The organism is Bacillus sp. FSL K6-2944, from assembly GCF_038005385.1.
Taxonomy (GTDB): domain Bacteria; phylum Bacillota; class Bacilli; order Bacillales; family Bacillaceae_G; genus Bacillus_A; species Bacillus_A cereus.
The window spans coordinates 2,849,524-2,869,745 of record NZ_JBBOTE010000001.1 but is presented as its reverse complement, the minus strand read 5'-3'; the positions used below and the strand labels follow the sequence as shown (position 1 = coordinate 2,869,745).

Genomic DNA, 20,222 nt, shown 5'->3' with positions numbered 1-20,222 from the left:
TGTGAACAAAAAAGAAATTTATATGAAAAAAGTTACATAAATGAGAATGTTGAGGAAAGAAAGCATATACAACATAGGTATTTATAGATTATAATATGTGTAAATATGATAAAAAAGGGACGAGGCTATTGAACGAAAAAAGAGAAACGCTGATTTTAGATTTATCTGCATCATTTCGAAAAATGATACGTTTATTACAAAATGATATTAATACACGTTTTGCAGAACATATGCCATATAATGAATTTTCTGTATTACGTGCGTTATTTTTAAACAGTCCACAGATGGCTTCGCAAATTGCGAGTGAAGTAAACGTAACCTCCAGTCATATTACAGCTGTTACAGATCGTCTCGTACGAAAAGGATTAGTAGAAAGAAAACGTTCTAATTCAGATCGTCGAATCGTGTACTTAGAAATTACAGAGCACGGAAGAGAAGTAACTGAAAAACTTGAAGCTGTGCGTAAAGAATATTATAAAGAGAGATTTAAAGGTTGGAGCGACCAAGAAATAGAAATGGTCTTAGAACTATTTGGCCGCGTATTATAATAAATGAGGATAGGAAGCGAAAGCATTCCTATCCTTTTTCTTTTGAATAAAAATATTTTGAAACTCCGATACTTTAATTAAAAGATCGGAGGAAAGATTATGAAATATATTGCTGCACTTACCATTTTATTTGGTGGTTTTTTCTGTTTTCAAACATTCACGTACGCAGATACGCCTATCCAAGTAGTGCGAAAAGAAGTGAAGTACATTGAAAATGATAATACAGTCTTATATTCGAAATTATGGGTTCGTTCTATGCAAAACGCAGTATTATTCCACCATAGCGATAATATTCGTAATCGGGACACATTACGTAATGTAACAAGTTCATCGCTTGTTAAAGCGAAGCAACTATCTTTTCAGAAAGCAGCACTTTATATACCGAGACTATCGCAATACGTCTCAAAAATAGGGAAAGAAAACATTCAAGTGTACTACATTGCGATTCACTATAATGTGAAAAAAGAAAATGCATATCAATTAGATGGCATGAACTATTTTCTACAAGTATTCGTAAAAGAGCGTGGGGAATGGAAAATTGCCGAAAGTGTAGTTGCCCCGACAGAGCAAATTGTGCAAAATGGTGATGGATTTGGAATGAAAGAAGAGATGGTGTATGGGGATAGGAGAGAGAATTTAAAATAACCTCCTCTTAAAGAGGAGGTTATTTCACACGCCAAGAAAATTTAAATTTTAATAAGCGAGATAATAGTAGGTAGACTATCGTACTGGTCCCTATAAAACCAATATAATAATTTAAGATAGAACGACTTCCGCCCGCTGCCATTCCTCCAAACATTCCAATAAAGATTACACAACATATCATACATAGTGTTTTAAGCTTCGGATATAATAGAAAGTTTCCGTTTTGTTCATTAGGTGATCTTGTATATAAGTACATTCCTAAAGGGAATAGAATAAGCATATTTGCGATTGGACCGGTAAGTTTTGTTGCTGAAGGAATATATGTAAAATTAGGTTCATCATGACGTACGCCTTGTTGATCAGTATAAGCACGTTGAGGATCGTAATTAAAATTAATATTGAATCCGCGAACTGGCGCTAAAATACTCATTTTTTCTATTCCTGAACCGTAACGATCTACATTTTCCTCCGTATAGACGGTATGATTGGAAGTAAGTCCAACCGTATGAATAGAAATAGCTCCGGCAATTAGAGTCGGCAAAATAAAAGGGAATCCAAGTATAGCAACACTGAAGAATCCTTGTGAAATTATATTACCAGCAATTGTTCCTATGCATAATGCAAGTGTATAGATAGCAATTAAGATGATAACCATGTACAAGAAGTAAGTATGAAATGGTGAAAATATTTGATACTTATTATGAAAGGTTGTCTTTTTCATAATAGCAAAAAGTCCCCAATTTAGTATAACGATAGCTACAATATTACACACACCAAAAAGCCATTTCGTTATGAAGAGATGTGTTCGTTTAAATGGCATAGACCATAAAATGTCACTTGATTGATTTTGACGTTCCCATCCAATAAGAATGCAGGCTAATATAATAAGGAGTCCTCCTTGAACCATAATAGCATCGGGAAGTGAAAGTTGATAATTATATCGGTATATATATTTCCATTCATTATGTTCATGAAAATATTTTAATTGCTCGGCAGCTGCTAAATAGTATTTATATGATAGTACATAAAAACTTACTAACCAAAATAGCCAAATAATATATTTACTTTGTTTGTAGGTATGCACCCATAATGCTTTTTGAAACATAGGATCTCTCCTTTAAAAAACTTTATAGTTTGTAAGACGTGATAATATAAAATAAGTGACGATTCCAAATAAAAAGAACCCAACATAGTAACTAAATAATAAATCAAAACGTTTTAACATTTGCCCACCTATTAATGCAAAATAAAAGGTAGTACCCCACATCCAGAGTGAGTTGTATTTTGGGAAAAGGAAAATTTTCTTATTATGTTCATTAGGTGATCGTGCATAAAGAAACATACCAATTAGTAAGCTGGAAATAGTATAGAAGATAGGAACAAGTATTACTTTTGCAGAGTAGTAACTATGAAAAGTGGGTCCCCTTTGTATTACTTTTCCATGATCTTCATCTGATTGGACAGTAGGGTGGTAATTATAACTAATTGAAAAGTCTAATATAGCGCTTGAAATGTTGGTCTTTTTATTGAATTTATAAATGTTTTCGAAATTCGTATAACTTTTATTCCCCTGTATTGCCTCAGCATGAGCTGTAAAGAAAAGGAGTAAGAGTGAAAAGATTCCCATTCCCATTATGCAAAAAGTAATGCTGAAGATGCTTTGTGAAATAATACTGCCAGTAAATGTACCTATACATAAAGAGACAGTATAGATAGCGATATATGTGAAAATTGCATACAAGAAATATCGATGAAACGGTTCGAAAGATTGATATTCAAAGTGAATCGTAGATTTATAAATAAAATACATAAGACCCCAATTGATTAGAAATGATAGTACAATGAAAAATCCACCGAAAACCCACTTCGATAAGAACATATCACGTCTTTTAAATGGAAATGTCATAAGTGAATCTCCATTTTGATTACTTCGCTCCCATCCAATTAATATACAGGATAGGATAATTGTAATAATACTTAACCAAAAGCTATTAGAAGAATAAAAAGAATAATAATAGTAGAACTTTTCTTCACCTATTTTTTCTGGATGGAGAAAGAGAGACTGTTGAGTTTCTGCTGCTTGATAGTATTCGAAAGATAAAAAATAAAGTGAACTGAAGAGAAAAAGTAACGCAGCATATTTCCCACGCTTCCAATTCCGCATCCACAACGCCTTATGAAACATACCCATCCTCCTCCAGTGTCGTAACGAAGACATCTTCAAGTGACATTGTTAATTCTTCAATGAGCAGTGGTTGTTCTTTATAAAACTTCTCGAGTGTTGTAGCCACATTTCCTTCAATTAAGATTGTATATACTTTTCCTGTTTGATTTAATATTTTAATATTGCTTAAGTTTTCTAGTTTTTGAGGTAATGAACGCTCGTAAGCTACTTGTATTTTTGCAAATTGTGATTTTGCATCGTCTAGTGACGTAATAGATGCTACAGTATGTCCTTTTAACATAATGATTGTATCTGCAATTTGTTCCACTTCATCTAAATGATGGGTAGAGATGAAAATGGTAATTTCTTTTGCTGCAACTTCTCCAACGAGAAACTGTAAAATCTGTCTTTTAACGATAGGATCAAGTCCGTTTGTTGGTTCATCTAAAATAATATATTCTGCCTGTGCAGCAACAGCTAAAATGATAGCAAGCAGTGCCTTCATTCCTTTTGAATAACTACGAATTCGTTTGTTTGGTAAGTTGAAACGTTCTAGTAGTTCGTAGAAATATGGTTCATCAAATGCGGTATAAACTGCTTTATAAAACTTCACTATTTCTTTTACTGTATAACCGTTCAGTATGTTAGTAGAATCCGGGACATATACGATTTTTTGTTTCGTTTCAGGATTCTTATGAATGTCGATATCCTCATATGTAACAGTTCCCTCATCTGGGTCTAAAATGCCGACTATCGTTCGTAATAAAGTTGTTTTCCCCGCACCATTTCTTCCAAGTAATCCGACGATACTACCTTTTTGTAATGTGAAAGAAACATCGTCTAAAATTGTTTGATTATCAATTGTTTTCTTCAAGCTTGTCACTTTCAACATCCGTATTCCCTCCAATCTCTTTATAGTATGAATCTATCCAATCATGAATTTTATCTTTCGTAATACCAAGATAAGAGGCTTCTAATAGTAATTGATGAAATTGCTTTTCAACCATAGCGATTTTCCTTTCGTCTAATGTTGGGGTAATCGATTGGGATACAAATGTTCCTTTTCCTCGTAACGTTTCAATAATTCCTTGTCGCTCTAACTCTTGATACGCTTTACTCACTGTATTTGGATTTATAACGAGTAAAGAAGCGAGTTCGCGTACAGAAGGAAGTTTATCACTTGGAGCCAACATGCTTTTCAATACGAGTTCTTTTATATTTTGAACAATTTGTTCCCATATCGGAGTGTTGCTTCTTGGGTCAAGTTGAATATGCAAGAGCAATGTCTCCTTCCTCATATGTATTAAGTGTACTACTATGTGTAATACACTTAATACAATATAGGGGACGAATGTATTTGTCAACTGAAAATAATAGAAAAAATTGGTATTAAAAAAAGGAGAATTGGAAAAAATAGGTCTGATATAGAATGGAGGGTTAGTCATGAAGCGAGTTTTTGGAATACTTGTTTGTTTCATGTTATTGCTTTCTGGAACTTCAGTGAGTTTTGCGCAATCTGAAAAAACGAAGCAGGAGAAAACAGAAGAAACAACGCCGAAGTTAGCGGAACAAGCGTCGTCAGCAATCGTAATTGAGCAAGATACAGGTAAAGTTTTATTTGATAAAAACCCAAATGAAAAATTACCACCTGCTAGTATGACAAAGATTATGACAATGCTTTTAATTATGGAACAAGTTGAAAAAGGAAAACTAAAACTGACCGATAAAGTTAGAGCGAGTGAACATGCAGCTTCAATGGGTGGATCGCAAATCTTTTTAGAACCTGGGGAAGAGATGACTGTAAATGAGATGTTAAAGGGTATTGCAATTGCATCTGGAAATGACGCATCTGTTGCAGTAGCCGAGCACATCGCAGGTTCAGAAGAAGGATTTGTAAATATGATGAACAAAAAGGCGAAAGATTTAGGGCTGAAAAATACACATTTTCAAAACCCAACAGGTCTTCCGGCCAAAGACCATTATTCGACAGCAAATGATATGGCTATAATGGCGAGAGAATTGATGAAGTATCCACTTATTCGTAAATACACAGGTAAGTACGAAGATTATTTACGTGAAGATACGGATAAAAAGTTTTGGCTCGTTAATACGAATAAACTAGTACGTTTTTATCCTGGCGTAGATGGAGTAAAAACAGGTTTTACGACAGAAGCGAAATATTGTTTAACAGCATCGGCTGAAAAAAATGGTATGCGTGTCATTTCAGTTGTCATGGGAGCACCAACATCAAAAGAACGGAACAACCAAGTGACAAAGCTTCTTGACTATGCATTTGGACAATATATGACAAAGAAATTGTATACGCGCGGCGAAAAAATTAAGACAGTTCAAGTAGGAAAAGGGAAAAAAGAAAAAGTAGATTTAGTTGCATCAGATAATGTTTCTCTTCTTATGAAGAAGGGCGAGAATATGGACAAGGTAAAACAAGAAGTAATTGCTGAAAAGAAAGTAAAAGCACCGATTAAAAAAGGTGACGCGCTTGGTACACTTGTTATTAAAAAAGATAAAGATGTTTTATTAAAACAAACAATTGTAGCAAAAGAAGATGTCGCTGCAGCGAGCTGGTGGGAGTTATTTAAAAGAAGTTTTGGGATGTTTTCAACATCAAAATAGCGGCAAATATTTTGCCGCTTTTCTATTCGTATGTAAGTGAATAATGCTGAAAGGTTTCACTTTATGACGAAATAGTTCTTCTTTTGTCAGCAGGAAGGATTCTTATTTTGTATCACGAAAATCTTTATGTATGTGAATAAGTAAAGTTTGAGCATAAGGAGGAAATCGTGTGAGTCTTTCCATGCAATTAGAAGTAAAACGTGACGTCCTATGTGTGAGACTAGAGGGTGAATTAGATCATCATACGGCTGAAGAGTTGCGAACGAAAGTAACAGATATGATTGAGACACATGGTGTTCATCATATTGTTTTGAGCCTAGAGAACTTATCGTTTATGGATAGTTCTGGTCTAGGTGTTATATTAGGCCGATATAAACACGTAAAGGGATTAGGTGGAGAAATGGTTGTTTGTGCAATTTCACCGCCTGTTAAGCGTTTATTTGAAATGTCGGGCTTATTCAAAATCGTTCGCTTAGAAGAAAGTGAAGCGCACGCGCTCGCGACGTTGGGGGTGGCATAGATGAGAAATGAAATGAACCTTCAATTTTCAGCATTAAGTCAAAATGAATCATTCGCTCGCGTTACAGTGGCGGCTTTCATTGCACAACTAGATCCAACGATGGAAGAATTAACGGAGATTAAAACAGTTGTGTCAGAAGCGGTTACAAATGCAATTATTCATGGATACGAAGGAAATGCAGAAGGTATTGTTTATATTTCTGTAATTTTGGAAGAAGCAATGGTGAAACTCACGATTCGAGATGAAGGGATTGGAATCTTTAACTTAGATGAAGCGAGACAACCCCTTTTTACAACTAAACCTGAATTAGAGCGTTCCGGAATGGGATTTACTATCATGGAAAATTTTATGGATGAAGTAGAAGTTATTTCAAACGAATCTTTCGGGACAACAATCCATTTGACAAAATACTTATCAAATAGTAACGCTCTATGCAATTAAGGAGAATAGCCTATGGACATAGAGGTCAAAAATGAGAAGAAGAAACCTCAGTTAAAGGACCACGAGCTAAAAGCGTTAATTCAAAAAAGTCAAGATGGAGATCAACAAGCGAGAGATACAATCGTTCAAAGTAATATGCGCCTCGTTTGGTCGGTTGTACAGCGGTTTCTTAATCGAGGATACGAACCAGACGACCTATTTCAAATTGGATGTATTGGGCTCTTGAAATCGGTAGATAAATTTGATTTATCTTTCGACGTGAAATTTTCAACATATGCAGTTCCAATGATTATTGGTGAAATACAACGTTTCTTACGCGATGATGGATCAGTGAAAGTTAGTAGGTCTTTAAAAGAAACAGGAAACAAAATTAGAAAGATGAGAGATGAGCTTTCGAAAGAATTCGGAAGGGCTCCAACGATTAATGAAGTGGCAGAGGCACTAGAACTAACGCCAGAGGAAGTTGTTCTAGCACAAGAAGCGAGCCGGGCCCCTTCATCTATACATGAAACTGTATATGAAAACGATGGAGATCCAATCACTATTTTAGATCAAATTGCAGATCAATCTGAAACGAAATGGTTCGATAAAATTGCTTTAAAAGAAGCGATTAGAGAACTAGATGAACGAGAGCGCTTAATTGTATACTTGCGTTACTATAAAGATCAAACACAGTCAGAAGTAGCCGAGCGCATAGGCATTTCGCAAGTACAAGTTTCAAGACTTGAAAAGAAAATATTAAAACAGATGAAAGATCGAATAGACGAATAATTGTCTATTCGATTTTTTTATGCCGTTAATAGGAGAGAGATGTTAATTTTCACAAAAATTAACAGAATTTATTGATAATTTAGTCAATTTAAAATATAATCCAAGTATGAACTTGTCATAAAGGGGGAAGGAAACATGGAAACGAGGCAACAATGGGGAACGAGAGCTGGATTTATTTTCGCAGCGGTCGGATCTGCCGTTGGATTAGGAAACATATGGCGTTTTCCTTATACAGCGTATGAAAATGGAGGAGGAGCGTTCTTTTTACCGTATTTATTTGCATTATTAACGACTGGTATTTCATTGTTAGCGTTTGAGTTTGCCCTTGGTCATCGTCATCGTGGCTCAGCACCACTTACATTTTTCCGTATTAGCCCGCGTGCAGAATTTATTGGATGGTGGCAAATGTGCGTAACATTTATTGTTTCAACATATTATGCAGTGATTATTGCTTGGTCTATATCGTATACATACTTTGCAATTACTGGAGCATGGGGAAAAGACACGCAATCATTTTTATTTAAAGAGTACTTACATGTTGCAGATAAGCCAGGACAATTTGGAGGACTTGTACCAGAAGTATTAATTCCGTTAGCTCTCGTTTGGATTATTGTGCTTGGCGTTGCATTTAAAGGAGTTAAAAAAGGAATCGAAGTTGTTAACCGTATATTTATTCCTTTATTAGTTGTTATGTTCCTTATTATCGTTGTTCGTGCAGTGACGATGGAAGGTGCTATGCAAGGACTAGATGCATTCTTTAAACCAGATTGGAGTCGTATTTTTGATGGGAAAGTATGGCTTGCTGCTTACGGTCAAATATTCTTTAGTTTATCTTTAGCATTTGGAATTATGATTACGTATTCTAGTTATTTACCGAAAAACTCGGATACAACAAATAATGCCTTTATTACTGGATTTGCAAACTCAGGATTTGAATTATTAGCAGGTATTGGGGTCTTTGCAGCTCTTGGATTTATGGCAAATAATATGGGAGTACCGGTTGATAAAGTAGCAAGTGCTGGCGTTGGGCTTGCGTTCGTAGTATTTCCCCAAATTATTAATGAATTGCCGATGTCACCGTTGTTTGGTGTTTTATTTTTCTTATCGTTAACGGTTGCTGGAATTACATCACTTATTTCACTCGCGGAAGTATGCTTTGCCGCTGTATCTGAAAAATTCAGTTTAAGTCGGGAAAAAACTATTGGAATTATGGGAACCCTTCTCGTGTTAGTTTCTCTTGTTTTTGCAACACGTGGTGGACTTATGTTTTTAGATGTTGTCGACTATTTCGCTAATAATTTCGGATTAATTACAATTGCACTTGCGGAAGTAGTTACGATAGGGCTCATTTTACGCCGTTTACCAGTTTATCAAAATCATGCAAACTTTGTATCTGATATTAAATTAGGAACGTTTTGGAGAGTGAGTTTACTCGTTATTACTCCGCTTATGTTAGGGTATATGCTAATTGATGGTACAATCCAAAATATTAAAAAGAACTACGGAGATTATCCGACTGAGTTTGTTGTAACGTATGGTTGGTCGATAGCAGCAGCATTCCTCATAGTTGCAATAATCATTGGCCTGAAAAAATGGGATGCACAAATTCATTCGGATTCTGCCAAGCTTGAAAAAGAATGGAAAGATCGAGGTGTTTCATAATGAGTGGATCAGCGATTATGATGATGGTTATTGGAATAGTAGTCATTTGGGGAGGGCTTGCATTAAGTATTGTAAACTTATTTAAGAAAAAGGCATAAGTAAAAAACATCTGTACCGAAATGGTGCAGATGTTTTTTTATGAAAAAATTGTATTAGAAAAAAATTCAATAACCATACTACAACTACGAGGAAGAGTGAAGGGGTGAATGAAAGTTGGAACAAACGATTTATATTAAAATGCGCAATCGTTTAAAAGTTTCTCCTACTTATGAAGTAAAGCTGGGCGATGTTGCTCAACTTGCCGGAGATTCTTCCGTAGTTGAGTTGTTACAAAATGAGATAGTTTACAAAATAACAGCGCATGATAAGACGCATGTTGTAATTGATGTTATGAAAGTAATTGAGATTATTCAACAGAAAGCATCTCATGTACAAATTAATTTACTCGGTTCTGGACAAACTCTTGTTGAAATTATATACGAAAAAAAGAAGACACACCCAATTTTTTTCGGGCTTGTATGGCTGTTACTGTTCATTGGAGCGGCCCTTGCGATCATTTATTTCCATGAAGATGTAAGTATGCAACAAGTACATCAACGGTTATATTACATGATTACTGGAGAATTTAATGCGCAACCACTTTTATTTCAAATCCCTTATTCTTTAGGTCTTGGCTTAGGGATGGTTTTATTTTTTAATCATGTATTTCAAAAGCGAATTAATGAAGAGCCGAGTCCGTTAGAAGTTGAGATGTTTCAATACCAACAGTCACTTGATCAGTATGTAATCGTTAATGAAAACAAGGATAATATGAAACAACTTGCCGATGATTGAGTCTGGATTTGTTATTTTAATTGGTTTAGCTGGAGGGATTGCGGTAGGTAGCGGATATGTCGCATTTTTAGCTGTACTTGGTATAATCCCCCGTTTAGCCCAATTAACGAGAAGTGGAAAGCATATTCAATATTTTGAGTGGGCAGTCATTGCAGGTACTTTAACAGGGGCTTGGTGCAGTTTGAAAAACATTACATTTCAAACGTCGCAGTATTGGCTCGTTATATTAGGGATATTTTGTGGCACATTCATCGGAATGCTTGCTGCGGCATTAACAGAGGTGTTAAATGTTCTGCCTATTTTAGCGAAACGAGTAGGGGTAGAGGGGAAGATTATTGTTTTACTCGTTGCTCTTGTACTTGGAAAAGTAATAGGATCGTTGTTTCACTGGATTTATTTCGTAAAGTAGGAGGCAGTATATAAATGACAAGTCAGAAATTGAAGGATGATTACATAAATAAAGTGAAGGAGTATCATCCAAAGCCAAACTATTTACTAAATTGTCTCAAAGCATTTCTTGTAGGTGGACTCATTTGCACAGTTGGAGAAGTATTGATGAAATTTTATATACATTATTTTCACTTCAGTGAACAAGAGGCAGGAAACCCAACTGTTGCAACCCTTGTTTTATTATCCGCGATTTTAACAGGGTGTGGTGTATATGATAAAATCGGTCAATTTGCTGGAGCAGGATCAGCGGTACCGGTAACAGGATTTGCAAATTCTATGGCGAGCGCTGCCTTAGAACATAAGAGCGAAGGGGTTGTTCTAGGGATTGCTACAAATATGTTTAAACTGGCAGGAAGTGTGATTGTATTTGGGGTTGTTGGTGCATATATCATTGGGTTAATAAGGTATACCTTTAAAATTTTTATGTCTTAAAGGAGGGCTAGTATGAGGTTGACCGGAAAACAAACGTGGGTATTTCAAAATGATATATATGTGAATGCAACGGGTACTGCTGTCGGTCCGAAAGAAGCTGAGGGCCCTCTTGGGAAAAAATTTGATATTTCATATGGTGACTTGCATTGTGGAGAAGAAAATTGGGAGCTTGCCGAACGAAGATTAATGTCAGACTCAATTCAACAAGCAGTGCAAAAAGGGAATATAAAAACATCGCAAATTGATTTCTTTTTAGCGGGAGATTTATTAAATCAAACAGTGACAGCAAATTATGTTGCGCGTAAGTGGGGCATTCCTTTTTTAGGAATGTTTAGCGCTTGTGCGACGTCTATGGAGACTTTAGCAGTTGGCTCAGCTTTTATAGACGGTGGATTTGCAAATCGTGTCTTAGCTACAGTAAGTAGTCATAATGCAACGGCTGAAAGACAATTTCGCTATCCAACAGAGTACGGTGGACAAAAGCCAGGGACAGCAAATTCAACTGTGACTGGTGCAGGATCTATATTAATTAGCAATGAAAAAAGTACAATTAAAATTACGTCGGCTACAATTGGAAAAGTGCAAGATTTAGGAATTACAAATCCTTTGGATATGGGGGCAGCGATGGCTCCAGCAGCAGCTCATACAATTCAACAACATTTTGAAGATTTAAGAAGAAGTGCCGATGATTATGATTTGATTGTTACGGGTGATTTATCAGCTGTTGGGACGCCGATTGCGAAACAACTTTTACTTGAGGAAGGTTATGATCTTGGGCATATATACAATGATTGTGGATTGATGATTTATGAATCAAGTCAAGAAGAAGTGTTTGCAGGTGGTAGTGGTTGCGCTTGTTCAGCAGTTGTCACATATGGTCATTTATTACACGAGATGCAAAAAGGGAATTTACAACGAATTTTTGTCGTTGCGACTGGTGCATTATTAAGCCCGATGATGATGCAACAGAAGGAAACGATTCCAACAATTGCACATGGTGTCGTATTTGAGAGAGTTAAAGGAGAGTGAATTGTGGATTTTATATATGCATTTCTTGTAGGTGGAGTTATTTGTTTAATTGGGCAACTATTGTTAGATTTCGTAAAGTTAACACCAGCTCATTTAATGGCAACTTTTGTAGTCATCGGAGCAATTTTAGATGGATTTGGATTGTACGATAAACTAATAAAGTTTGCAGGTGCTGGAGCAACAGTCCCTATTACAAGTTTTGGACATTCACTATTGCACGGAGCAATGCATGCAGCAGAAAAACATGGATATTTAGGAATTGGTATTGGCATGTTTAGTTTAACGTCTGCGGGCATTTCCGCAGCGATATTGTTTTCGTTTTTTATAGCACTTATATGTAAACCGAAAGGATAAATCAAATGAGACGAAGGGTTGTTTTGGTCACAGATGGAGATGAATATGCAAAGCGGACAATTGAGCTTTTAACGAAGGAATTTGGGGGAAGGTGTATTTCAGCATCACAAAGTAATCCAACCAAATTGACAGGGAAAAAAGTTGTTGAGCTTATTATGCAAACGCCATATGACCCTGTATTTGTCATGTTTGATGACAGTGGATTTATTGGAGAAGGATCTGGTGAAAAGGCTTTAAAATATGTGGCTACCCATAAACAAATTGATGTGCTCGGTATTTTAGCGGTAGCGTCTAATACGCATCATTGGGAATGGGCACGTGTAGATGTAAGTGTAGATCGGAATGGGAATTTAACCGAATACGGTGTTGATAAATTTGGACTTCCAGATGGCGAAATTGGCAGAATTAGCGGAGATACAATTTATTGTTTAGATGACTTGAATGTTCCTGTCATCGTTGGAGTCGGTGACATTGGTAAGATGTGTGGAAATGATGAATGGGAGAGGGGATCACCTATTACGAAGAAAGCAATTCAATTAATTTTGGAAAGGAGTGGTTTTTATGACGAAGCCTAAAAAAGTGGATATCCCTATATCAACTTTCATAAGTGACAATGAAAATTATTTAAAGCAGACAGTTGGGCTAGGCGTTACATACGATGTTGGCATTCGTAAATTTCAAATTTTGAATAAAGAAATTGGTGTGTTATTTGTAAACGGACTTTGTGATACAAATTATATTATCCCTATTTTAGAAGAAGCGGTGGATACAAATGAGATAAGGGATGTAGAAGAAGATACAGTGAAGCTTTTAGAGAATCGCTTAATCCATCAACAAGTAAGTAAAGTGAAAACGATGGATGAGGTAATGCTCCAAGTATTATCAGGACTCATCGTGATATTTGTGGAAGGTGAAACGGAAGCGTTTGCAATCGATGTTCGTAGTTATCCAGGGCGAACGCCGACAGAACCAGATACTGAAAAGGTAGTACGCGGTGCAAGGGATGGATTTGTTGAAAATATCGTTGTAAATACAGCATTAATCCGTAGAAGAATTCGAGATCCACGTCTTCGAAATGAAATGGTTCGAGTAGGAGATAGATCACAAACGGATATTTGCATTACATACGTTCAAGATGTTGCAAATCCAGATTTAGTAAAGATTATAAAACAAGAATTAAATAACATCGATGTAGATGGAATTACGATGGCGGATAAAACAGTAGAAGAATTTGTTGTAAAGCAAAGCTATAACCCATTTCCACTTATTCGATATACAGAAAGGCCAGATGTAGCAGCAAATCATCTACTAGAAGGACATGTGTTAGTACTTGTTGACACATCGCCAAGTGCTATGATTACACCGACAACATATTTTCATCATTTACAGCACGCGGAAGAGTTTAGACAAAATCCAGCTGTCGGTACATTTTTACGCTGGGTGCGCTTTTTAGGTGTTATATTCTCGTTATTTTTATTACCATTTTGGTTAGTGTTTGTATTTGATCCAACTCTTTTGCCAGCAAATCTTGCTTTTATTGGACCGACTAAGATGACGCATTTACCAATTTTATTACAGGTGTTAATGGCAGAGGTCGGACTTGAGTTTTTAAGGATGGCAGCCATTCATACTCCAACGCCGTTATCGTCTGCAGCAGGGTTGATTTCAGCTATATTAATTGGTCAAATTGCAATTGATGTAGGTTTGTTTGTGCCAGAAGTAATTTTGTATGTAGCAGTTTCGATGATTGGTGCATATGCAACACCGAGTTATGAATTAGGATTAGGGAATAAGGTTGGGAAATTGTTTGTTATTATTTTAACAGGTCTCTTCCATGAGATGGGATTTGTAATTGGTATGACGATATTAATTTTATTTTTAACGTCTATAAAAAGTTTACAAACACCTTATTTATGGCCGTTTTTACCATTTGATTGGGGCGCATTAACAAAAATTTTACTCCGTCCAACGATGTCTAGTTTAAAAGTACGACCAAGTATTGTAAGACCTCAAAATGTAAAAAGACAAAAATAAACGGGATTATACACCCGTTTATTTTTTTTAGCAAAAATTTATTATTTTTTAACAAAAATCAAACATTTTTTGTGTACACTTAGAGTAGATATTGTGTATGGAAGGGGAAGAGGACATGATTAAATTATTTGTAAGTGATTTAGATGACACGCTCGTTTACGATGTGAATCATATGCAAAAAGAAGATGAACGTGCGCTGTGTTGGTTAGCTGAGAAAGGGACAAATATTTGTTTTGCCTCTGGCCGCTTTACACACAGAATTGATGAAGTTGTAAAAAGGTTTTCATTCCCATATTATACAACTGGCTTAAATGGAGCGACAATGTTGCTTCCGGATGGAAATTTATTTCATGAATCGAGTTTTGAAAATGTGGTTGCCCAGGAAATATATCGATATATACATAAAAAAGGACTAGCGGATATTGTTTGTGCAAATGAGCAGCGATATACAAAAAGGAAGAATGAACATCACCATAATTTTGAAGCGTATATGGGCGTGCATATCGCTGAAATTGAAGCGTTAGAAGAAGAGTTTGGTAAGACTGTACACCCTGCAAAATTGTTTGTTTTTGGAGAAGAAGAGAAAATTGTGACGTTAGATCAAGAGCTACGAGATACGTTTCAAGGCGAAGCGGAAGTTTTTATATCAGGTAAACGCTATGTTGATATTATGCCAAGAGGCGTGAGTAAGGGGAGTGCTCTAAAGCGACTAATGGACCATTTGCAAATTGAAGCAAATGAAGTTGCTTGTATTGGAGATTCTTTCAATGATATTTCTATGTTTGAAGTAACCCCGCATTCATTTACTCTTCATCATGCCCATCCATATGTAAAGGAGAAAGCAAATCATATAGTGCGTTCGGTTGAAGAGGCTGTTATGAAATTACCATTACTTGTATAAAAAAGAAGCCCGTCACTGGCGGGCTTCTTTTTTACTTGAATAAAGATTTAACAAAATCAATGATACTTGAGAAGAAATCTTTCACTTTATCTAGAAAACTTTGTCCTTCTTCAGAACCTAAGAAGGCAGAAACGTGTTCTTTTGCTTTGTTTAATTGACTACCAACTTGATTCCAATCGATATTAAGATTTTTCATTTTATCAAATAACGATACTAAGTTATCTAACTGTTCATCTGTCAATGTAATGCCGAGTTGATCAGCAATTTTTTTAATTAATGAACGTAAATCTTCTGTTGTTTTTGGCTGTTCTTTTGCAATTTCTTCTTTAATTTTTGCAACAAGTTGAACTGCTTTTTCTTCACCAATTTTATCACCAAGCTGGGCTGTTTGTACCATTTCTTCATTCGCTACTTTTTTAACTTCTTCAGGAATTTGTTTATTGGACGCAGTTTCGTATGCTTTCATTAATCCAGTTAAAGCTGCAGTTCCTGAAACTTTAAAAGGTGCAGTAATTTGAATTTCTGCATCTTTTACACCTGCTGTAATCAAAGCGTTAGTGTACATTGCATCTGTTACCCAGTTAATGTTCTTTGATCGTACAATAAGACCAGATCCTGGTTTTGTGTATGTAATCATAGAAGAAGAAATTGCTCTCGTACCAATTTGTGCTTTTGGAACAATGCCTTCTAGAAATTTATGTTCTTCCGCATTAGATACAGTAATAATTGTAGCATCTTTCGGTGCTTTCATTTCTTTTAACAGATCTTGTTTTTGTTGTTCAGATAAGTTCTCTCCTAATGTAACAATTGATTCTCCCTCGATGATGTCTGCAAACGAAGCTGTTGGCATCATAAATACCGTTACAGCTAATAGCAGAGCTAGTAATTTCGTTTTCACGAAAAATCGCTCCCTTTCTCTTTCTAAAATTTTCGGGCAACAAAGTTATTATAGTATATATTTCTTATTTGTCACCTAGCTTTTTCCACATTTCAAAAAAGAAGTATCTAGATTGTCGGATTCTTTTTGTTTCTAGTCATGAATGTGGTAATATAGTGCTGAGATAGTTGAAAGGAGACATATACGTATGAAAACTTTAGGATACATATTAATGGAAAACGGTGAAAAAATCGACTTGGAATTTTTCCCAGAAGAAGCACCGAAAACAGTAGAAAACTTTAAAAAATTAGCAGAGCAAGGATTTTATGACGGTGTTACATTCCACCGTGTTATTCCTGGCTTCGTAAGCCAAGGTGGAGACCCAACAGGTACAGGTGCAGGTGGCCCAGGTTACTCTATTCCATGTGAAACTGATGGAAACCCTCATAGACACCTTGTAGGATCACTTTCTATGGCTCACGCTGGCCGTAACACAGGCGGTAGCCAATTCTTTATCGTTCATGAGCCACAGCCGCATTTAGATGGTGTTCATACTGTATTCGGTAAAGCAACAAGCGGTATTGAAACAGTATTAAAAATGCGTCAAGGCGATGTAATGAAAGAAGTTAAAGTTTGGGAAGAATAAGGTAAGGAAAAAGAGAGCTTTTGCTCTCTTTTTTATTTTTAATGAGATTGAGTACTACTTCTACAGCTCATCATACAAGTAGTATTGTTGCTAAAATATATTGTTTGTGAGAACAAACCTTTAACCAATTACATAGAATACATTACATTATATGTTTCAATAAATATTTTTTGTTATATTAATTTTGCTAGAATTGTGCTGCTTTAGAGTAACTATAAATGAAGTGCTGTTGAATGATATGTTTCTTTCCATTCCATATAAAATTTTCTTTTTTTAACTCTATTTATTAAAGGAATAGTGCTGAAACATAGATTTGACTTTCTTCTTTTCGCTTTGTATGATTATCAAGTTGTTTTAGACTCTTCTCACTCTGTTGAAAATATTGTAAAATGAATGTGATATGAAAAGAGTGATTGAGGGGATTACTAGTTTGTAACTTTTGTAAGAAGGGATAAGGGTTATGTTAATTCGTTTTAAAAAAAGTTATGAAAAAATTGCAATGGGGCTTCTTTCGTTTATGCCAACTGAAAAAGATGTGAAAACATTACAATTGACAATGAAAGAATATGAAGCAAAAGATGATTGGCAATTGTATTTGTGGAAAGAAAATGAAGATTTTGTTGGAATAATGGGGATTGTAAAAAAAGAGAATCAAGTATTAGAAATTCAGCATTTGAGTGTGAACCCGTCTCACCGTCATGTGGGGATTGGGACGAAGATGGTTCAAGAGTTAAAGAGTAAATTTCTTGAGTTTACAATTTGCGGAAATGAGCAAACAGCAAGTTTTTGCGAAAAATGTAAAGGGCTAGAACAAAATATACATTCGTGAAAGCAGAGATAAGTAGTTTATTATCTCTGCTTTCTTTTTTGTAATTGTTCGTTTCGTTCAGTAATGACCTCTGTGCGATCACGCAAAGTGTGCTTGTTTATAATATATTCACCTGGGATAGCATTCAAGTCTTTCCAAGAGAGGTTTTGTTTTTGACATAACTCTATGCACTGCTTCTCTAACGATGAATCTGATAAGGGTAAAAATAAAGGTACAAAACGTTCTTTTTTATGGATAGATTGCAATCTTTCATTGAGCAAGGAAAGAAGTTGTACTTGATTAATTCCTAAACGTTGTAAAGGCACACCGCTTTTTTCTAAAATTGTAATTGCGCTTTTCATCATTTTTGTAGAACCATTCCAATTAGCACGTCTTTGGTGGTATAAAGAAACTGCAATTTGAATGAGACCAACTAAGTAATGATCACGATTACCTCTTGGTTTTGTCTTCCAATACTCTTCTAGTATTTCGTGGCATTCAAAATAGTCATAATCTCCATGGAAATGAATTAAAAATTGTATGTATTCGGTAGGATACATGTTTTCTCGCTCCTATCTAACGGTTATACATATAAGTGTATCATAGAAATATGAACAATAACGGCTAGGAGGTTTCCTCCTAGCCGTTATTGTTCATATTAGCAGAAGCAAGCTGCTCCTACAATAATTAGTAAAATAAACAGTACAACAAGTAATGCGAACCCACCGCTAAAACCACAATCAACGTGACCCATAGTTTTTTGACCTCCTACATTGTTCTTACTACACTGTTATCATATGAAGTGGTGGGCATGATGACATAGGCATCGGTCTATTTTTAATTAAATTTCTTAAAAAGGTTGGATAGAACATGAGTATGCTCTATACTTATGTTGTTATAGAAAAAATGTGGTGGGATGCTTTGTGCAATATAATTTTAAAGTAGAGGCTTTTGAAGGGCCGTTAGATCTATTGTTACATTTAATACATCGTTATGAAATTGATATATATAATATTCCTGTAGCAGATATTACAGAGCAATATTTATCTTATGTGCATACGATGAAAGAACTTCAATTAGATGTTGCAAGTGAGTATTTAGTAATGGCTGCAACGTTATTACAAATTAAAAGTAAGATGTTGTTGCCGAAACATGAAGAAGATGTACTTGATAACGGTGATGATTTTATAGATGATCCTCGTCAAGAATTGATGGAGAGGTTAATTGAATATAAGAAATATAAGCAAGTTGCTACTGAGTTAAAAGAAAGAGAACAAGAAAGAGCACAGCTATATACACGTCCACCAATTGACTTTACATCGTTGCAACAAGAAGAGGAGACAAGCTTACCTCTTGATGTTACGTTATATGATATGCTAGCAGCATTTCAAAAATTAATGCGCCGTAAAAAGGCAAAAAAACCTGTAACAACACGTATTACTCGTCAAGAAATACCAATTGAACAGCGAATGACTGATATTTTAAAACAGTTAAAAATAAAGGGTGGTCGCCAAAGTTTTTATGATTTGTTTGTTGATGATGAACGTGAAATAATGGTTGTAACATTTTTAGCAGTTCTGGAACTTATGAAAAACCAACAAATCATAATTGAGCAAGAACATAATTTTGATGAAATTTTCGTATCAAGCTCTAATAAATCTGCATAGAGCAAGTATGTGAAAATGGGATAGCAACATTTTATCTCATGCTATGTTTTAATGTATCGTTTGGAACAAGAGAAAAAATATTGAACCGAACGCATTAATTGTGATTCGGTTTTTTGATGTGTATTTTTATGAGAAAATAGAAGGAAGGAGCTCGTGAAATGGATAGGAAAGAACAAAAGTCAATTATTGAAGGCCTTTTATTTGTTTCTGGTGATGAAGGGATTTATCCAGAACAAATAGCGAAAGTTCTTGAAATTGAAATGAATGAAGCAATTAATATTTTAGAAGAAATGCAACAAGAATGTGAAGGTGCAAACCGTGGTTTACAAATTGTACAGTATGCAAAAGTATATCGTTTTGCTACAAAGAAAGAACATGCTTCATATTATCAAAAATTAATAGATACACCAACAGCTGCTTCACTCTCACAAGCTGCCCTCGAAACGTTAGCGATTGTTGCATATCGCCAACCAATCACAAGGACTGAAATGGAAGAGATTAGAGGAGTTAAAACTGATAAGGCGTTACAAACGTTGGTTTCACATTTACTTATAAAAGAAATGGGAAGAGCAGAAGGACCAGGGCGTCCTATTTTATACGGAACAACAAAAGAATTTTTAGACACATTTGGATTGAAAACATTAGATGATTTACCACCGCTTTCTGAAGAGAATGAACAAATGAATGAAGCAGATTTATTCTTCGGTTCCTTACAAGAGATATCGAAATAAAAGCTTAGCATTTTGCTAAGCTTTTTTTGTATATCAATTATTTACAGTGCCATACTAAATGAAAAAAGGAGACG

The 20,222-nt window shown here is 35.4% G+C and carries 27 protein-coding genes; 20 read left to right on the top strand and 7 right to left on the bottom strand.

Annotation, left to right across the window (positions count from 1 at the left end; all coding sequences use genetic code 11):
* Positions 1-128 precede the first annotated feature (128 nt).
* On the top strand, positions 129-548 hold the full coding sequence (locus tag MHH55_RS14465; protein WP_001003307.1) for a MarR family winged helix-turn-helix transcriptional regulator: 420 nt from the start codon (positions 129-131) through the stop codon (positions 546-548).
* Between the two features lie 99 nt (positions 549-647).
* Positions 648-1,193 carry a hypothetical protein gene (locus MHH55_RS14460; protein WP_033696439.1) on the top strand — a complete coding sequence of 182 codons (546 nt, stop codon included), beginning with the start codon at positions 648-650 and terminating at the stop codon, positions 1,191-1,193.
* Positions 1,194-1,212: 19 nt separating this feature from the next.
* Here MHH55_RS14460 and MHH55_RS14455 read toward each other — a convergent pair whose 3' ends face one another.
* Genes MHH55_RS14455 through MHH55_RS14440 form a run of 4 tightly spaced genes read right to left on the bottom strand, consistent with a single transcriptional unit; the run spans position 1,213 to position 4,634 of the window.
* On the bottom strand, positions 1,213-2,298 hold the full coding sequence (locus MHH55_RS14455; RefSeq protein ID WP_078186414.1) for an acetoin ABC transporter permease: 1,086 nt from the start codon (positions 2,296-2,298) through the stop codon (positions 1,213-1,215).
* A 12-nt stretch (positions 2,299-2,310) separates the two neighbouring features.
* Positions 2,311-3,378 carry an ABC transporter permease gene (locus MHH55_RS14450; RefSeq protein WP_139362420.1) on the bottom strand — a complete coding sequence of 356 codons (1,068 nt, stop codon included), beginning with the start codon at positions 3,376-3,378 and terminating at the stop codon, positions 2,311-2,313.
* Positions 3,368-4,249 (bottom strand): ABC transporter ATP-binding protein, encoded by an 882-nt coding sequence (locus MHH55_RS14445; RefSeq protein WP_017657068.1) that lies wholly within the window; start codon positions 4,247-4,249, stop codon positions 3,368-3,370. The genes MHH55_RS14450 and MHH55_RS14445 overlap by 11 nt, the downstream gene beginning before the upstream one ends.
* A complete protein-coding gene (locus MHH55_RS14440; RefSeq protein ID WP_000548044.1) occupies positions 4,215-4,634 on the bottom strand; it encodes a GntR family transcriptional regulator in 420 nt (139 codons plus the stop codon). Before MHH55_RS14440 ends, MHH55_RS14445 begins: the two co-directional genes overlap by 35 nt.
* A 166-nt stretch (positions 4,635-4,800) precedes the next feature.
* Here MHH55_RS14440 and dacF point away from each other — a divergent pair, with 166 nt between their 5' ends.
* From dacF to MHH55_RS14370, 14 genes are all read left to right on the top strand, one after another.
* Positions 4,801-5,991: a serine-type D-Ala-D-Ala carboxypeptidase DacF gene (gene dacF / locus MHH55_RS14435; RefSeq protein WP_000831998.1), complete on the top strand. Its 1,191-nt coding sequence runs from the start codon at positions 4,801-4,803 to the stop codon at positions 5,989-5,991.
* 169 nt (positions 5,992-6,160) lie between these two features.
* Positions 6,161-6,511: an anti-sigma F factor antagonist gene (spoIIAA, locus tag MHH55_RS14430; RefSeq protein ID WP_000059135.1), complete on the top strand. Its 351-nt coding sequence runs from the start codon at positions 6,161-6,163 to the stop codon at positions 6,509-6,511.
* The gene (gene spoIIAB, locus MHH55_RS14425; protein WP_001243398.1) at positions 6,512-6,952 is read left to right on the top strand and encodes an anti-sigma F factor; all 441 of its coding nucleotides are present in this window, start codon (positions 6,512-6,514) and stop codon (positions 6,950-6,952) included.
* Between the two features lie 12 nt (positions 6,953-6,964).
* A complete protein-coding gene (gene sigF / locus MHH55_RS14420; protein WP_000350729.1) occupies positions 6,965-7,723 on the top strand; it encodes an RNA polymerase sporulation sigma factor SigF in 759 nt (252 codons plus the stop codon).
* 135 nt (positions 7,724-7,858) lie between these two features.
* Positions 7,859-9,385: a sodium-dependent transporter gene (locus MHH55_RS14415; RefSeq protein ID WP_000450088.1), complete on the top strand. Its 1,527-nt coding sequence runs from the start codon at positions 7,859-7,861 to the stop codon at positions 9,383-9,385.
* The gene (locus MHH55_RS14410) at positions 9,385-9,483 is read left to right on the top strand and encodes a methionine/alanine import family NSS transporter small subunit (RefSeq protein WP_000016828.1); all 99 of its coding nucleotides are present in this window, start codon (positions 9,385-9,387) and stop codon (positions 9,481-9,483) included. The genes MHH55_RS14415 and MHH55_RS14410 overlap by 1 nt, the downstream gene beginning before the upstream one ends.
* A 115-nt stretch (positions 9,484-9,598) precedes the next feature.
* The gene (locus tag MHH55_RS14405; protein ID WP_000438369.1) at positions 9,599-10,219 is read left to right on the top strand and encodes a stage V sporulation protein AA; all 621 of its coding nucleotides are present in this window, start codon (positions 9,599-9,601) and stop codon (positions 10,217-10,219) included.
* On the top strand, positions 10,212-10,628 hold the full coding sequence (spoVAB, locus tag MHH55_RS14400) for a stage V sporulation protein SpoVAB (protein WP_000572936.1): 417 nt from the start codon (positions 10,212-10,214) through the stop codon (positions 10,626-10,628). Before MHH55_RS14405 ends, spoVAB begins: the two co-directional genes overlap by 8 nt.
* A gap of 14 nt (positions 10,629-10,642) precedes the next feature.
* On the top strand, positions 10,643-11,101 hold the full coding sequence (spoVAC, locus tag MHH55_RS14395; protein ID WP_000203813.1) for a stage V sporulation protein AC: 459 nt from the start codon (positions 10,643-10,645) through the stop codon (positions 11,099-11,101).
* 12 nt (positions 11,102-11,113) lie between these two features.
* On the top strand, positions 11,114-12,130 hold the full coding sequence (spoVAD, locus tag MHH55_RS14390) for a stage V sporulation protein AD (protein WP_078186416.1): 1,017 nt from the start codon (positions 11,114-11,116) through the stop codon (positions 12,128-12,130).
* A 3-nt stretch (positions 12,131-12,133) separates the two neighbouring features.
* Positions 12,134-12,484, top strand: a complete 351-nt coding sequence (gene spoVAE / locus MHH55_RS14385; protein WP_000345916.1) for a stage V sporulation protein AE — start codon at positions 12,134-12,136, stop codon at positions 12,482-12,484.
* 5 nt (positions 12,485-12,489) lie between these two features.
* Positions 12,490-13,059 carry a stage V sporulation protein AE gene (locus MHH55_RS14380; RefSeq protein ID WP_001254415.1) on the top strand — a complete coding sequence of 190 codons (570 nt, stop codon included), beginning with the start codon at positions 12,490-12,492 and terminating at the stop codon, positions 13,057-13,059.
* The gene (gene spoVAF, locus MHH55_RS14375) at positions 13,046-14,518 is read left to right on the top strand and encodes a spore germination protein SpoVAF (RefSeq protein WP_000165595.1); all 1,473 of its coding nucleotides are present in this window, start codon (positions 13,046-13,048) and stop codon (positions 14,516-14,518) included. The genes MHH55_RS14380 and spoVAF overlap by 14 nt, the downstream gene beginning before the upstream one ends.
* Before the next feature lie 97 nt (positions 14,519-14,615).
* Complete coding sequence (locus MHH55_RS14370; protein WP_002026273.1) at positions 14,616-15,419, top strand: Cof-type HAD-IIB family hydrolase; 804 nt, start codon at positions 14,616-14,618, stop codon at positions 15,417-15,419.
* Between the two features lie 31 nt (positions 15,420-15,450).
* On the opposite strand, the gene MHH55_RS14365 is transcribed toward MHH55_RS14370, so the two are convergent.
* Entirely contained in the window at positions 15,451-16,317 is an 867-nt protein-coding gene (locus tag MHH55_RS14365; protein ID WP_000850515.1) for a DUF1002 domain-containing protein, read from the bottom strand.
* A 187-nt stretch (positions 16,318-16,504) separates the two neighbouring features.
* On the opposite strand from MHH55_RS14365, the gene MHH55_RS14360 reads away from it, so the two are divergent.
* A complete protein-coding gene (locus MHH55_RS14360) occupies positions 16,505-16,942 on the top strand; it encodes a peptidylprolyl isomerase (protein WP_000853782.1) in 438 nt (145 codons plus the stop codon).
* Positions 16,943-17,402: 460 nt separating this feature from the next.
* Entirely contained in the window at positions 17,403-17,771 is a 369-nt protein-coding gene (gene ribT, locus MHH55_RS14355) for a GNAT family N-acetyltransferase RibT (RefSeq protein ID WP_000908401.1), read from the top strand.
* A 20-nt stretch (positions 17,772-17,791) separates the two neighbouring features.
* Here the strand turns inward: ribT and MHH55_RS14350 are convergent, their stop codons facing one another.
* Entirely contained in the window at positions 17,792-18,310 is a 519-nt protein-coding gene (locus MHH55_RS14350; RefSeq protein WP_000283597.1) for a DUF309 domain-containing protein, read from the bottom strand.
* A 98-nt stretch (positions 18,311-18,408) separates the two neighbouring features.
* The gene (locus MHH55_RS14345; RefSeq protein WP_000510194.1) at positions 18,409-18,504 is read right to left on the bottom strand and encodes a YjcZ family sporulation protein; all 96 of its coding nucleotides are present in this window, start codon (positions 18,502-18,504) and stop codon (positions 18,409-18,411) included.
* A 169-nt stretch (positions 18,505-18,673) separates the two neighbouring features.
* Here MHH55_RS14345 and scpA point away from each other — a divergent pair, with 169 nt between their 5' ends.
* Positions 18,674-19,417, top strand: a complete 744-nt coding sequence (scpA, locus tag MHH55_RS14340) for a segregation/condensation protein A (RefSeq protein ID WP_001199753.1) — start codon at positions 18,674-18,676, stop codon at positions 19,415-19,417.
* Between the two features lie 158 nt (positions 19,418-19,575).
* Complete coding sequence (scpB, locus tag MHH55_RS14335; RefSeq protein WP_000375168.1) at positions 19,576-20,148, top strand: segregation/condensation protein ScpB; 573 nt, start codon at positions 19,576-19,578, stop codon at positions 20,146-20,148.
* The last annotated feature ends 74 nt before the right edge of the window (positions 20,149-20,222 follow it).